The following is a 14915-nucleotide window of genomic DNA, read 5'->3' as shown; positions in this document are numbered from 1 at the left end:
TAAACCATTGGCTAAGAACAAATCGCAGTACGATAGTACTCTGAACCTGCCCAAGACCCTGTTTGAAATGCGTGCCGGCCTGCCCAAGAAGGAGCCGGTCATGCTGAAGGATTGGGACGACAACGACCTGTACAATCAGCTCATGAAGCACAACGAGGGCAAGCCGCAGTTCATCCTGCACGACGGCCCTCCGTACGCAAACGGTAATATCCACATGGGTACTGCCCTGAACAAGATCATCAAGGATATCATTATCCGCGATAAAAACATGGAGGGTTTCCAGGCTCCCTATGTGCCCGGCTTTGATACCCACGGCCTGCCAATCGAGCTGAAGGCTCTGTCCTCCGTCGGTGATAAGAAGAAGGACATTTCCAAGCTGGAACTGCGCCAGATCTGCGAAAAGTTTGCTACCGAGCACATCGATATCATGAGCGACCAGTTCAAGCGTCTGGGCGTTATCGGCGATTTCGAGCATCCGTATCTGACCCTGAAGCCTGAGTTCGAGGCACGCCAGATCGAGATTTTTGGCGAGATGGCAAAGAAGGGCTACATCTACAAGGGCCTGAAGCCCGTGTACTGGTGCCCGGACTGCCGCACGGCTCTGGCAGAGGCCGAGATCGAGTACGGCGAGGACGACTGCGATTCCATCTTCGTGCGTTTCCACGTCTCTCAGGACCCCAACGGTGTGCTGGCAAAGCACGGCATCCCGATGGACAAGACCTACTTCGTCATCTGGACCACCACCACTTGGACTCTGCCCGCTAACGAGGCGATCTGCCTGAACGGCCAGTTCGAGTACTCCTTCGTCAAAATCGGCGATGAGTTCCACATCATGGCCACCGAACTGGTCAAGAGCGTCATGGATGCCTGCCACATCGAGAACTACGAGATCGTGGGTGAGCCGGTCTCCGGTGCCGAGTTTGAGCTGATGCGCTACAACCACGTCTACCTGCCCAAGGAGGGCTGGGTCATTCTGGGCGATCACGTCACACTGGAAAGCGGTTCCGGCTGTGTCCATACCGCAGGCGGCCACGGCGTGGACGACTTCAACGTCTGCCAGAAGTATCCGCAGGTGCCCATCACCGTCCCCGTGGACGATGGCGGCTATCTGACCGAGCTGGCCGGTAAGTATGCAGGTCAGCGCGTGTGGGCTGCCAACAAGACCATTCTGGCCGATTTGACCGAGTCCGGTGCTGTCATGGGTCAGGTGCACATCAAGCATCAGTACCCGCACTGCTGGCGCTGCCATCACCCCATCATCTTCCGTGCAACGGAACAGTGGTTCTGCTCCATCGCAAAGTTCCGCGAGGATGTCTACAAGGCCATCGACACCGTTACCTGGATGCCGGATTGGGGCCATGACCGCATGAAGGGCATGGTGCGCGACCGCAACGACTGGTGCATCAGCCGCCAGCGCACCTGGGGCGTGCCCATCCCCGCATTCTATTGCAAGAAGTGCGGCACCTACCACATCACCGATGCCACCATCAAGGCTGTCAGCGACCTGTTCCGCAAGGAAGGTTCCGATGCATGGTATAAGTACGAAGCCGAGCAGATCATCCCCGCAGGCGAAGTGTGCGAAAAGTGCGGTGCTTCCGAGTGGACCAAGGACACCGACATCATGGATGTCTGGTTCGACTCCGGTTCCACCCACGCCGCTGTGCTGGAGGAGCGTCCGGAACTGCGCTTCCCGGCTGATATGTATATGGAAGGCGGCGACCAGTTCCGCGGCTGGTTCCAGTCCAGCCTGCTGACCAGCGTTGCAAGCAAGGGCTGCGCACCCTATAAGTCTGTTCTGTGCCACGGCTGGGTCGTGGATGAGCAGGGCAAGCAGATGCACAAGAGCGCCGGCAACGGCGTGGAGCCCAGCGAGATCATCAAGGACTACGGCGCTGATATCATCCGTCTGTGGGTGGCTTCTTCCGACTACACCGTGGATGTGCGTGCCGGCAAGAATATCTTCAAGCAGCTGAGCGAGGCTTACCGCAAGATCCGCAACACCGCTCGCTTCATTCTGGGCAATCTGGACGGCTTTGATCCCAACACCGACTGTGTGGCTGACGATCAGCTGCAGGAGATCGACCGCTGGGCACTGGCTGCTCTGGATGACCTGATGGTCAATACCAGCGCAGGCTACGCTGTGTACGACTTCAACAAGGTCTATCATGCAGTATACAACTTCTGCGTTGTTGCAATGTCCAACTTCTATTTGGATGTGACCAAGGATCGTCTGTACTGCACCAACGGCGCAGGCCGCAAGGCTGCTCAGACCACCATGTACAAGATCCTTGTGGCTCTGGACAAGATCATTGCGCCCATCCTGTGCTTCACCAGTCAGGAGATCTGGGACTTCATCCCCAAGACTGAGGGCATGAACAAGTACGTTGTCTTTGAGGAGATGCCCAAGGCCGGCCAGTATGCCGCCGATGAAGCCTTCAAGGCAAAGTGGGCTCAGCTGATCGCCGTCCGTGACGAGGTGAAGAAGGTTCTGGAGCAGGCCCGTGCCGAAAAGGTCATCGGTGCTTCTCTGGAGGCTGCCGTCACCCTGTACTGCAATGATACTGTGTACAGCCTGCTCAACAGCATCCCCATGGACGAGCTGGCCGACCTGATGATCGTCTCTCAGGTAGAGCTGGTCAAGGGCGAAGGCGGCGCTGCAAGTGCTGTTGAAGGCCTGGGCGTTGCTGCTGCACATGCCACCGGCGAAAAGTGCGAGCGCTGCTGGAAGTATTCTTCTTCCATCGGCAGCCATGCCGCACATCCCACCCTGTGCGCACGCTGCGCCAGCGTTGTGGAAGCCTAAGCGTTCCGCATAAAACAATGTTTTAAAGGGCGGCGCTCCCTTATACCGGGGAGCGCCGTTTTTTATACTGAATGATTTTGGGAGTATCCTATGGCATTTGTTGTTTTTAATCTGCTCGCGGCTGCGGCACTCATTGGCATCGATCAGGCCATCAAGCTGTGGGCCACCAATGTGCTGCAGCCCATTGGTGCAATGCCGCTGATCCCCCATGTGGTGGAGCTGCGGTTCGTGCTCAACCCGGGCATGGCGTTCAGCCTGCTCAGCGGCAAGCAGCTGTTCCTCATCATCGCTACCAGCATAGCGCTGATCTTTGTGGCCTATGGGCTGTTCTTCCGCAGCCGCGGCAGATACCTGCAGCAGGCTGCGCTGCTGCTGATCCTTGCCGGCGGCATCGGCAACCTGATCGACCGTGTGCTCAACGGCGAGGTTGTGGACTACATCAATCTGCTGTTCATGCAGTTTGCGGTGTTCAATTTTGCGGATATCTGCGTGTGTGTGGGCGTGGGCCTCTGGGTGCTGGTAATTTTTCTGGAAGAGCTGCACGCTGAGAACGGGCAGTCCCCGAAGGAGCAGTGAGCCATGGAACAGCGTGAATTTGTGGTGGAGCAGGAGACGGCAGGCCAGCGCATCGACCGCTTTCTGAGCGGCGAGGACACCGGCCTTTCCCGGTCTGCTCTGCAGGCGCTGGTGGCCGACGGTCATGTGTTGTGCAACGGCAGGCTGGTGGCCAAGAGCCTGAAGCTCAAGGCAGGCGACACCATCGTTCTGGAAATTCCGGACGCAAAGCCCATTGAGGCCGTGCCGCAGGACATCCCGCTGGAAATCGTCTATGAGGACGAGCATCTGCTGGTGGTCAACAAGCCCAAGGGCATGGTGGTGCACCCGGCTCCCGGCAACCCGGACGGCACACTGGTAAATGCACTGCTGTGGCACTGCAAGGGAAGCCTGTCCGGTATCGGCGGCGAGATCCGCCCCGGCATCGTGCACCGCATCGATAAGGACACCAGCGGACTGCTGGTGGTGGCAAAGGACGATGCAACGCACATCGGCCTTTCCCAGCAGATGGCGGTGCACAGTGTGGAGCGCGCGTATCGCACCATCGTGTACGGCGGCTTTGCACAAGATGAGGGCTTTGTGGAAAGCAATCTGGGCCGCAGCAAGACCGACCGCAAAAAGATGGCGGTCTACCCGGCCAGTGAGCCGCACACCAAATATGCCTATACCGGCTATCAGGTGCTGGAACGGTTGAACAACTTTACCATGCTGGAATGCCGCCTGAAGACCGGCCGCACCCATCAGATCCGCGTGCACATGGCATCCATCCAGCACCCGGTGGCGGGCGACCCGGTGTATGGCCCGCACAATTGCATCACCAGCCTGCACGGCCAGTGCCTGCACGCCAAAACGCTTGGCTTTGTGCACCCGATCACCGGCGAACATCTGCGGTTCGATTCGGAATTGCCGGAATACTTCACTCATTTTCTTGCAACGCTCAGGAGGGGAACGGTATGAACCATCTTTCTTCAACGCTTGTACTGTGTGATCTGGACCATCTGCTTTTGGGTGCCGACGGCAACCTGACGCAGGTGGTGCGGGATGTGCTGCAGCTGTTCGTCCGCCGCGGCGGACGTTTTACGGTGTTTTCCCAGCGCACGCCGCGGGCAGTGCGGTCCATTCTGGGCAGTGTGCGGCTCAGCGCTCCTGCGCTGGTGTGCGGCGGTGCCATGGCCTACCATTTTTCCGATGGCACCCGTCAGCCGCTGTGCACCTTTGCCGGGCAGGATGCCGACCTGTTCGCCCGCCTGCCGGTGGCAGAGGGCGTGGGCATTGCCCTGCAGATGACCGACGGTACTACCCGCGTGCTGCGCATGAGCGAGGCATTGGAGCGTCATCTGCGGCAGGAATGGACCCCTTATCTGCTGGCAAACGCGGCAGACATCAAGGGGGAAGAAGTGCTGCGGGTGCTGCTGTATCAGGACAGCAAGGCAGTGCCCATGATCTCGCTGCTGGAAAAATCTCTGGGCGACCGCACAGCGGTGCTGCTGGGCGAGCGTGCCGCAGCGGATACGCTGATCCTGACCCCCAGAACCGTCTCTGGCCGTGAAATGCTGGATGCCGTGTGTATGCCGGTGGGCATCGACCCGGAAGATGTGCTGGTACTTGCCGGAGGGCTGCCTATGCTGGACATGGTGCGCGCTTCCAGCCAGAGCACCGCAGCTGCGGATGCCCCGGCTGAGCTGCGTCTTGCTGCCCAAAAGGTCACTTTGACCGATGCTGCGGCAGGTTCTGCAGTGGAAGTGCTGTACCGTATGGTGCGGGATGCTGAAAATTTGGCGTAAAATTTGTGCAAGACTTCTGCAAATTCTTTCGCAGAAGCCTTTCTTTTTGGAGGAAAGTCAGGTACAATGAGAGAAACGCATCTTCTGGCCCTGCAAAAGAAGGAAAAACTCTTTCTTGCGCTGTCGCTGGCGGCGGTGGTTTTGTGCACAGTGCTGGCCTTTGGCTTTGCCGTGCCGCTGCAGGCTGCCGAACCGCAGGTCCTGCCGGATACGACCGGGCTGGAACAGTATGTGCTGGTGGATCTGAACACTGCTGATCTCTCTGCGCTGTGCACACTGCCGGGCGTAGGGGAAAAGCGCGCACAGACGATTCTGGATTACCGGACGCAGAATGGCCCGTTTGAACGGGTAGAAGATGCAGCCAATGTTCCGGGCCTGACACAGACCATTGTGGATTCCTGGGCAGGAATGGCAACCGTGAGCTGAGCCGCAGCCGGCGGCCCGGCGCAGCAAAAAGGGGAATGATTATGAGTGACGATACCATTTTTATCAACCGGGAACTGAGCTGGCTGGATTTCAACCGGCGCGTTCTTGCGCTGGGCAAAGATAAAAATGTTCCGCTTGCAGAGCGGGTCAAATTTCTTGCGATCTACGGCTCCAATCTGGACGAGTTTTTTATGGTGCGCGTGGGTTCTCTGCAGGAGCGCGCCAATCTGGAACAGGAACAGGGCAAAAAGGTCAAGAGGGAAAACAAGACCAACATGTCCGCGGCGGAACAGCTGACTGCCATCATGCCCAAAACGGCACAGCTGCAGGAGGAGTGCGATAAATACTACGCAAAGGCGCTGGAAGCACTGGCGGAGTGCGGCTGGCGCAAGGTGGATCTTGACCACTTGTCCAAGGAGGACGAGCACTTCTGGAAGAAGTACTTCCAAACGGAGCTGTTCCCCATCCTCAGCCCGCAGATCGTGGATAACCGCCATCCGTTCCCATTCCTGCGCAATAAGGAGATTTACCTTGGCGTTCTGCTCAAGGAAAAACACCCGGCAGGGCAGAGCCTTGGCATCATTCCCATTTCCAGCCAGATGGAACGGATGCACGTTGTAAAAAAAGACGGCGAAACGCAGTTTGCACTTACCGAAGAGCTGGTGCTGCACTTTGCGGCCAGCATCTTTGGCAAAGAGACGATTCAGGAAAAATGTCTCTTCCGTGTTACCCGCAATGCGGATATCGACGTAAAAGAGGGCATGATGGATCATGATATCGACTACCGCGAGATCATGACCGAGTTGCTCAAGCGCCGCCGCAAGCTGGCTGCGGTGCGTCTGCAGATCACGCCTGCCCCGGCCCCGGAGGTAGAACGCCTGCTGTGCAACCGTCTGCTGCTCACCCATAAACGGGTGTTCGAGCAGAAAAGCCCGCTGGATCTGAGCTTTTTCTACAAGCTCACCGGCCGCATGGAAGCGGAGGGGCGGCCGGAACTGTTCTACCCGGCTGCACGGCCCATGCTGCCGCCGCCGGACTACGACCTTGCCGCTGAAGTGCAGAAGCACGATGTGCTGCTCAGCTACCCGTACCAGTCCATCCGGCCCTTCATTGCCATGCTCAAAAAGGCTGCTCATGATCCTGAGGTCATTTCCATCAAAATGACCTTGTACCGTATGGCGCGGGAGTCCCAGATCGTGCAGGCGCTGATGGAAGCCGCTGAGAACGGCAAAGAGGTGGTGGCGCTGGTGGAGCTGCGCGCCCGCTTTGACGAGCAGAACAATATCGACTGGTCGAAGCAGCTGGAAAGCGCAGGCTGTACGGTCATTTATGGCTTTGATGATTACAAAGTGCACTCCAAGCTGACCCTTATCACCAAAAAGAGCAAAGAGGGCTACTCTTATATCACCCAGATCGGCACCGGCAACTACAACGAAAAAACCAGTGAGCTTTACACGGACTACTCCTTCATTACGGCAGACCATGGCATTGGCGAGGAAGCTTCCAATGTGTTCCAGAACCTTGCCGTGCAGAAGCTGACTGAGGAGAGCGACCGGATGCTGGTAGCACCGCTGCGCTTCAAGAGCGTATTGCTGGAAGAGATGGATCGTGTCATTGCCGCCGCCCGCATGGGCCGTCCGGCATCCATGATCCTGAAAAACAATTCCATCAGCGACCGGGATATCATCCTCAAGCTGCAGGAAGCCAGCTGTGCCGGTGTGCGCATTGATATGATCGTGCGCGGCATCTGCTGCGTGCGCGCCGGTGTGCCCGGCAAGACGGAGAACCTGCATATTCGCAGCCTTGTGGGTCGTTATCTGGAGCATGGCCGTATTTACAGCTTCTTCGATGGTGCACATACCCGCATCTATATTGCATCCGGCGATTTTCTCACCCGCAACACCGAGTGCCGCGTGGAGGTGGGCGTGCGCGTGGAGGATCCCGTGCTGGTGCGGAAGCTTACCGACATTCTGCAGCTGCAGCTGCGGGATAACGTCAATGCCCGCGAGATGCGCCCGGACGGCAGCTACCAGAAGGTAAAGCCCGCTGAGGGCGAAGCACTGGTGAACGGCCAGATGGGCATGTATGAGCTGTTGAAAAATGACTGGACGCAGCCGGAGCCTTGGAAGCTTTCTGCCGCTGTGCAGGAAAAACAGCCTGAACCTTCTGCCGAAGCAGCAAAGCCAGAACCTGCGAAAACGGAAGCGGCTCCCGCTGCAAAACAGGCAGAAGCTTCTCACCCGGAATCTGCTGCGGCACCGGAAAGCGGCGACCATTTTGACCAGCTGGAACAGATGGTCAATCATAAAAAGCGTACAGAGCCACAGCCTGCCCCTGCAGCCAAGCCGATAAAGCCGGTGGTGGTGGAGACACCCGCCCCCAGAAGCCGCCTGAAACGGATTTTGGATTTTTTCAAGTTACGCAGATAATATTTGCAAGACCCGACAGAGCAAACCCTCTGTCGGGTCTTTTTGCGTGTTTGCCTGCATAAATAAAAAGCAAACGGAAGGCGGGAGGCAGAAGGTGCGGGCAAAGCGATGGGGACGAGCCGGGCACGGCAGGGAGCAGCCCAGACGGAGGGTGATTTTTCTGGCAGTTTTAGCCGGACTGCTGGTGTGCTTGGTGCTTCCGGTGCGGGCGCAGAAAAAAACGGGGAAGCTCTGTTTCCCGCTGGACACCACACAGTACCGTGTTTCGGACGGATACGGCTGGCGGCAGGATCCTTTTACCGGGGAAAGGACGTTCCATAAGGGCATTGATCTTGCCTGTGCAGAGGGAACAGAAGTGCTTGCTGCGGAAGGCGGTGCGGTGGTGCAGGCATACCGCAGCACAAGCTATGGCACCTGTCTGCGTGTTCTCCATACAGATGGCAGCGGGTCACTTTACGCCCATTTGCAGTACGCCTATGTCCGCCCGGGCGAGGTGGTGGAAGCAGGGCAGCTGCTGGGCGCAGCAGGGCGCAGCGGGCGCGCTACGGGAGCGCACCTGCATTTTGAACTGTACCGGCAGGGAACAGCCTGTGACCCGGCGGATGCGCTGGGCCTTTCCTCATGAAGCTGCATGATTCCCGGCAGCTGGGGCCGCTGGTGTTCCGCGACCCGCTGCTTTTGTGTAGCGCACTGTATTTTCTGCTCTACTTTGATGCAAGCGGCTTTCTGCGTCTGGGGCTGCTGGCGGCGTTCCTGCACGAGTGCGGGCACATTCTGGTGTATTGTGCGTTGCTGCGCCGCTTTCCGGTCATTGAGGTGACCATGACCGGCTTTTGTATGCGGATGGACGCTCCGGCCCGGGGCCTTTCACCGGGGCGGCTCTTCTGGCTGGCTGCTGTAGGCCCGGCGGTCAATTTCATGCTGGCAGGCATCTGGGCACTGCGGCTGGAACAGGAACTGACCATCCGCGGCAGTGCCTTCTGGGCGGCAAATCTGCTGACCGGGGGATTCAATCTGTTGCCCGTTCCACCGCTGGATGGGGCGCAGCTGGCATCCTGCCTGTGTGAAATGCGGCGTGCAGGCAAAAAGTTTAAGGGAAATGATTGAAAAAACAGCTCATTTCGGGTACAATAAAATGACGTGTAAAAATGGACTGTTTATTGGAGGACTCGATGTTTGATCCAAAACTGAAAGAAGCACTGGGACGGGTACAGAAGCCCGGCCGTTATACCGGCGGAGAACCCGGCAGTGTATATAAGGACAAAGAAAAAGTGGATGTCCGCTTTGCGTTCTGCTTTCCGGACACCTATGAGGTAGGTATGTCCTTCCTCGGCGAAAAGATCCTGTATGAGCTGCTCAACAGCCACGAAAACTGGTGGTGCGAGCGTGCTTTTATGCCGTGGCTGGATATGAAGGCCGAGATGGAGCGTCTTGGTCTGCCGCTCTACACCATGGAGAGCAAGGACCCGCTCACCGCTTTTGATGCAGTGGGCTTCACCCTGCAGTACGAGCTTTCCTATACCAATATTCTGGCTATGCTGGATCTGGCAGGCATCCCGTTCTATTCCAAGGATCGCGATGAAAGCTGGCCGCTGATCGTGGCGGGTGGCCCCTGCGCCTGCAACGCGGAACCCATTGCGGACTTTTTTGATGTGGTCCAGCTGGGCGAGGGCGAAAACCAGCTGCCCGGCATCTGCGCCGAGATCGAAAAGGCCAAGAAGGAGGGCGGCGTCTCCAAAAAGGAGCTGCTGCTGCGCATTGCAAAGATCCCCGGCGTCTATATTCCGGCATTCTACGATGTGGAGTATTACGAAGATGGCCGGGTCAAGGCCATCGCACCCAATGAGCCGGGCATCCCGGCGCGCATCACCAAGGCGATCATCAAGGACCTGAACGAGTTTGCCCCGCCCACGAATTTCGTGGTGCCCATGGTGGGTGCCATTCAGGACCGCGCCAGCATCGAGGTGCTGCGCGGCTGTGTGCGTGGCTGCCGTTTCTGTCAGGCGGGCTTTCTGTACCGCCCCATGCGCCAGCGTGACGCGGGCCTTCTGAACAGGGCGGCGCAGGAGCTGTGCGCTAACACTGGCTATGAGGAGCTGAGCCTTTCCAGCCTGTCCACCTCTGACCACGGCCAGCTGGAAGAGCTGCTGGACGATCTGAACGAGTGGGCACCCAAGGAGCATGTGAGTCTGTCGCTGCCTTCGCTGCGCGTGGACAACTTTTCCCAGAGCCTCATTGAAAAGACCACCAAGGTGCGCAAGAGCGGCCTGACCTTCGCCGCCGAAGCCGGCACCCAGCGCCTGCGCAACGTCATCAACAAGAATGTCACATGGGACGAGATCGAAAAGACCTGCACCATTGCATTCAATGCGGGCTACACCTCGGTCAAGCTCTACTTCATGATGGGCCTGCCCACTGAGACCATGGAGGACATTGAGGGCATCGCAGAGACGGCGCAGAAGGTGGTAGACCTCTATTATTCGCTGCCCAAGCGCGGCAAGGGCAAGGGTGTACAGGTGACCATCAGCTGTGCCTGCTTTGTGCCCAAGCCCCATACGCCGTTTGAGTTCGTGCCTATGGACACCGAAGAAATGCTGCGCGCCAAGCAGAAGCATCTGCTGGAAAGTGTGCGCAGCCGCAAGATCAAGGTCAACTATCACGACAGCACCACCAGCTTTCTGGAGGGCGTGTTTGCCAAGGGCGACCGCCGTCTGGCACCGGTCATTGTGGAAGCCTACAAGCGCGGCTGCTACTTTGACGGCTGGGAGGAGTGCTTCAAGTACGATACTTGGCTGCAGACCTTTGCTGATCTGGGCATCGACCCGGCGTTCTACTGCCAGCGTCCCATCGGTCTGGACGAAGTGACGCCCTGGTCCCACATGGATTACGGTGTCACCCATGAATATCTGGTGCGGGAGTACCAAAAGGCTCTTGCCGCCCAGACCACCCAGCCCTGCAACCGTGCCTGCCACGGCTGCGGTGCAAATCACCTGTTAGGAGGTCCCTGCTTTGATTACAGTCAGAATCTCGTTTGAGAAAAAGAATGAGGCCTCCTACATCTCCCTGCTGGACCTGCAGCGGGTGATGCAGCGGGTGCTCAAGCGCAGCGGCCTGCCGGTGTGGCATACGCTGGGTTTCAATCCCCACATCTATATGACCTTTGCCTGCCCGCTTTCGCTGGGGCAGGAGAGCGAGTGCGAGTGCGTGGACGTCAAGACCGAAGCGGAAGCCCCGGATTTTGAACAGTGGAAAGCGGCCCTCAATGCCATCATGCCCGCAGGCATCGTGATCACGCACGTTGGCCCGGTGCAGATGAAGGCGGACCTCATTGCCTACGCATGCTATCGCATCACCTACCCGGCGGCAGCGGCTGCGGCGCTGGATGCGTACAATGCGCTGGAAAGCGCTCCGGTGGAAAAGCACGGCAAAAAAGGCAACAAGATCATTGAGCTGAAGGATCACATCCCGCAGGTGGAGTACACCACGGAGGGGGACAGCCTGCACATTGAGCTGTGCCTGCCCGCTGCGCAGGAGCTGAACCTGAACCCCTCGCTGCTCACCGGCTTTCTGGAAGAAAAATTCGGTCTGCCTGCCGTCAGCGCCAACATCCTGCGCAAAAAGTTTTTGACGGCAGATAAGCAGCTGTTTGTCTGATCGGAGCGTGAAAGACCGTCTGTTGGGCAAAACAGAAAATTTTTGCATTTATTTTGGTCAGAACGCTTGCATTTACGCAGGTTTTGTGATATCCTATTTAGGCGTTAGTGTCCGCTGAGACCACAGCGGGGTTAATGACAATATCATTAAACGGGCGGTCCTCTGACGGCAAAGTGCCGTGTATGAACGTCTAAAAACAAATGGAGGATTCAAAAATGGACGCACTGAAGATTATTTCTGAAGGCAGCATCAAGGCTGAAAAGCCCCAGTTCAACGTTGGCGATACCGTCCGCGTTGATGTTCGTATCAAGGAAGGCGACCGTGAGCGCATTCAGGCCTTTGAGGGCACTGTGATCGCAAAAAAGCACGGTGGCGTTGCTGAGACCTTCACCGTTCGCCGCGTTGCTTACGGTGTTGGCATCGAGCGTGTCTTCCCCATCAACAGCCCCTTCGTTGAGAAGGTCACCGTTGTCCGCAAGGGCAAGGTCCGCCGCGCAAAGCTGTTCTACCTGCGTGGTCGTACGGGCAAGGCTGCCAAGGTCAAGAGCGATATTTGATTATCCCCGATTTGAAACGGGAGAAAAGGGACAACCTTGTTGTCCCTTTTTTCTTTATCAAAATTTCGGAAAAAATGCGGCTTTTTGCAGGCACCGTTCTTGCGAAGAGCCTGTCGGCTGCGGTATAATCGGGTCAGCAGTGTAAAACCAGAAGGTGAGGTGTACCGGATATGGAAAAACAGGAACAGGCAAAGCCCGTGCGTGGGCAGAACCTGCTGGAATGGTACGAGGCATTGATCTCGGCAGCGCTGGTGCTGGTGCTGATCTTTTCGTTTTTCTTCCGCATCATTCAGGTGGACGGCAGCTCCATGGTGCCCACACTGGTGAACGGTGATAAGCTCATCGTGTGGGGAGCAGGCTATACACCGCAGCGTGGTAACGTGGTCATTGTGGACAGTTATACCTCCTACGGTAAACCGCTGGTCAAGCGTGTCATCGCCAAAGGCGGCGATACGGTCTCCATCGATTATGCGACCGGCACCGTGGCGGTGAACGGTGAGGTCTTGCAGGAGGACTACATTGCAGAACCTACCTATCTTGGCTATGATGTAACTTTCCCGTATACGGTGCCGGAGGGCACGGTGTTCGTGATGGGTGATAACCGCAACCAGTCGCTGGACAGCCGCTCCACCTATGTGGGCTGCATCGACGAACGGGATATTCTGGGCAAGGTGCTTGTGTGCTTTATGCCCTTTACAGATTTTGGGGTGGTAAAATGAACGAAATGGATACCCGCTTTGCAAACCAGTACAATATTCAGTGGTTCCCGGGCCACATGACCAAGACTCTGCGCATGATGGAGCAGGAGATCCAGCATGTGGATGCAAGCCTTGTGCTGCTGGATGCCCGCATCCCGCTTTCCAGCCTGAACCCGGAGATCGAGCGCATCACGGCCCGCAAGCCGAAACTATACGCGCTGAACAAGGCCGATCTGGCAGACCCGGCTGTAACGGAAGAGTGGATCAAGTATTTCCGTGCGGCAGATGCTGGCTGTGTGGCCATCAGCGCCAAGCAGAAGGGCGGTGCCAATGCGGTAAAGGCTGCCATTGAAAAAGAACTGGCGGGCCTGCTGGAACGCCGCCAGAACCGCGGCATGGGCGGTGCCAAAACACAGGTGATGCTGTGCGGCATCCCCAATGTGGGCAAATCCACCTTCATCAACACCTTTGCAGGCTCTGCCCGCGCCAAGGCGGCAGACCGCCCGGGCGTAACCAAGGGCAAACAGTGGGTCAGCACCGACAAATTTGATCTGCTGGATATGCCCGGCGTACTGTGGAAGAAGTTCGACTCCAAGACCATTGCGTCCAATCTGGCCTTTATCGGCTCCATCAAGGATGATATTCTGGATGTGGAAGAGCTGGCCATGAACCTGCTGGACGAGGTGCGCCGCAACTACCCCGACCTTGTGGCCCAGCGCTACAAGCTGGATGCCGAAACGCTGGCCCTGCCGCCCTACGAGCTGATGGAAGCCATCGGCCGCAAGCGCGGTCTGCTGGTGCGCGGCGGCGAGGTGAACACCGAGCGCTGCGCCATTATGCTGGTGGACGAGTTCCGCGCCTGCAAGTGGGGCCGCATCTCGCTGGAGCGTCCGCCGCAGCGGGATGATCTGGCTGATTTTGCCGAGGAGGATGACGAATGAAGCGCCGTTCCGACGAGGAGATCTCGGCTCCGCTGTATGAATACGATGCCGCTGTACGCAGTCAGTACGGCTGCTTTGCAGGCGTGGACGAAGCCGGACGCGGCCCTCTGTGCGGCCCGGTGTGCGTAGCGGCCTGTATTCTGGACCCGGAGAATCCGGTCTTTGGCATCAACGACTCCAAAAAGCTTACCGAGAAAAAGCGGGAAGCTCTGTTTGATGAGATCATTGAAAAGGCGTTGGCCTACAAAATTGTTTTTGTGGGGCCGGAGATCATTGACCGGGACAACATCCTCAACGCCACCATGGGCGGCATGAAGCAGGCTGTGGAAGAGCTGGACATCGTGCCGAACCTTGTTCTCGTGGATGGAAACCGCACCCCGGCAGGGCTGCTGGTCCCGGCACAGCCGGTGGTCAAGGGCGATGCCACCAGTGCCAGCATCGGCGCAGCATCCGTCCTTGCCAAGGTCAGCCGTGACCGCTATATGCTGGAACTGGACAGACAGTATCCGCAGTATCAGCTGGCAAAGCACAAGGGCTACCCGACCAAGCTCCACTATGAGATGATTGCCCAGTACGGCATCCAGCCGTTCTACCGCCGCAGCTTCCTCAAAAAGCAGGGCTACTGGCCGGAGAACGGAAAGTGAACCGCGCCGAGACAGGGCGCAGGGGAGAAGCAGCTGCGGCCCGCTGGTATCAGAAGCAGGGCTGCAGGCTGCTGGCACACAACTTCCACACCCGGATGGGTGAGCTGGATGTTGTGGTGCAGGAGCCGGATGGGACCATTGTCATCTGTGAGGTCAAGACCCGTGCGGAAGGCTCTCTGGCCAGCCCGGCAGAAGCGGTGGACCGGCCCAAACAGCGCCGCCTGATCTGTGCGGCACAGTATTATCTGCAGCAGAACGGCCTGAGCGATGCACCGGTACGATTTGACGTGGCAGAAGTGTTCCCTCTTGACAGCGGGCGCTGGATGGTACATATTATAAGGGGCGCTTTTCTCACGTAAAGCAACGGCCCCGGTGGGAAAATGTACGGGCAGAGGGCTTCTCTGCCACAGCAGAAGAGCGTGCT

The 14915-nt window shown here is 57.8% G+C and carries 15 protein-coding genes; all 15 read left to right on the top strand.

Translation table 11 applies throughout. The annotated features are described in order from the left end of the window. Nucleotides 1–7: 7 nt before the first annotated feature. The gene (gene ileS, locus GKG36_RS07020; protein WP_154259902.1) at nucleotides 8–2803 is read left to right on the top strand and encodes an isoleucine--tRNA ligase; all 2796 of its coding nucleotides are present in this window, start codon (nucleotides 8–10) and stop codon (nucleotides 2801–2803) included. A gap of 90 nt (nucleotides 2804–2893) precedes the next feature. Next, nucleotides 2894–3379, top strand: coding sequence for a signal peptidase II (lspA, locus tag GKG36_RS07015; protein WP_005941866.1), 486 nt, complete (start codon nucleotides 2894–2896; stop codon nucleotides 3377–3379). A 3-nt stretch (nucleotides 3380–3382) separates the two neighbouring features. Beyond that, nucleotides 3383–4315 (top strand): RluA family pseudouridine synthase, encoded by a 933-nt coding sequence (locus GKG36_RS07010; RefSeq protein ID WP_005941869.1) that lies wholly within the window; start codon nucleotides 3383–3385, stop codon nucleotides 4313–4315. Beyond that, nucleotides 4312–5142, top strand: coding sequence for an HAD hydrolase family protein (locus tag GKG36_RS07005; RefSeq protein WP_154259900.1), 831 nt, complete (start codon nucleotides 4312–4314; stop codon nucleotides 5140–5142). The genes GKG36_RS07010 and GKG36_RS07005 overlap by 4 nt, the downstream gene beginning before the upstream one ends. A 66-nt stretch (nucleotides 5143–5208) precedes the next feature. Continuing rightward, complete coding sequence (locus tag GKG36_RS07000) at nucleotides 5209–5568, top strand: helix-hairpin-helix domain-containing protein (RefSeq protein WP_120079340.1); 360 nt, start codon at nucleotides 5209–5211, stop codon at nucleotides 5566–5568. A gap of 41 nt (nucleotides 5569–5609) precedes the next feature. Further along, the gene (gene ppk1, locus GKG36_RS06995; RefSeq protein WP_243139008.1) at nucleotides 5610–7997 is read left to right on the top strand and encodes a polyphosphate kinase 1; all 2388 of its coding nucleotides are present in this window, start codon (nucleotides 5610–5612) and stop codon (nucleotides 7995–7997) included. A 94-nt stretch (nucleotides 7998–8091) separates the two neighbouring features. Next, on the top strand, nucleotides 8092–8622 hold the full coding sequence (locus tag GKG36_RS06990) for a M23 family metallopeptidase (RefSeq protein ID WP_243145076.1): 531 nt from the start codon (nucleotides 8092–8094) through the stop codon (nucleotides 8620–8622). Beyond that, nucleotides 8619–9104, top strand: coding sequence for a peptidase (locus GKG36_RS06985; RefSeq protein WP_154259897.1), 486 nt, complete (start codon nucleotides 8619–8621; stop codon nucleotides 9102–9104). The genes GKG36_RS06990 and GKG36_RS06985 overlap by 4 nt, the downstream gene beginning before the upstream one ends. A gap of 65 nt (nucleotides 9105–9169) precedes the next feature. Further along, the gene (locus tag GKG36_RS06980) at nucleotides 9170–11032 is read left to right on the top strand and encodes a TIGR03960 family B12-binding radical SAM protein (protein ID WP_154259896.1); all 1863 of its coding nucleotides are present in this window, start codon (nucleotides 9170–9172) and stop codon (nucleotides 11030–11032) included. After that, entirely contained in the window at nucleotides 11007–11651 is a 645-nt protein-coding gene (locus GKG36_RS06975) for a TIGR03936 family radical SAM-associated protein (protein ID WP_154259894.1), read from the top strand. The genes GKG36_RS06980 and GKG36_RS06975 overlap by 26 nt, the downstream gene beginning before the upstream one ends. A 215-nt stretch (nucleotides 11652–11866) precedes the next feature. Further along, complete coding sequence (gene rplS / locus GKG36_RS06970; RefSeq protein ID WP_022257134.1) at nucleotides 11867–12208, top strand: 50S ribosomal protein L19; 342 nt, start codon at nucleotides 11867–11869, stop codon at nucleotides 12206–12208. Nucleotides 12209–12378: 170 nt separating this feature from the next. Beyond that, nucleotides 12379–12927 carry a signal peptidase I gene (gene lepB, locus GKG36_RS06965; RefSeq protein WP_154259893.1) on the top strand — a complete coding sequence of 183 codons (549 nt, stop codon included), beginning with the start codon at nucleotides 12379–12381 and terminating at the stop codon, nucleotides 12925–12927. After that, nucleotides 12924–13847: a ribosome biogenesis GTPase YlqF gene (gene ylqF / locus GKG36_RS06960; protein ID WP_005941918.1), complete on the top strand. Its 924-nt coding sequence runs from the start codon at nucleotides 12924–12926 to the stop codon at nucleotides 13845–13847. Before lepB ends, ylqF begins: the two co-directional genes overlap by 4 nt. Next, nucleotides 13844–14491, top strand: a complete 648-nt coding sequence (locus tag GKG36_RS06955; RefSeq protein WP_154259891.1) for a ribonuclease HII — start codon at nucleotides 13844–13846, stop codon at nucleotides 14489–14491. Before ylqF ends, GKG36_RS06955 begins: the two co-directional genes overlap by 4 nt. Beyond that, complete coding sequence (locus GKG36_RS06950) at nucleotides 14488–14850, top strand: YraN family protein (protein WP_173012912.1); 363 nt, start codon at nucleotides 14488–14490, stop codon at nucleotides 14848–14850. Before GKG36_RS06955 ends, GKG36_RS06950 begins: the two co-directional genes overlap by 4 nt. Nucleotides 14851–14915 lie beyond the last annotated feature (65 nt).

The sequence above is a fragment of the Faecalibacterium sp. BIOML-A1 genome, assembly GCF_009679715.1.
Lineage (GTDB): Bacteria > Bacillota > Clostridia > Oscillospirales > Ruminococcaceae > Faecalibacterium > Faecalibacterium taiwanense.
This window is presented reverse-complemented; position numbering and strand designations above follow the sequence as displayed.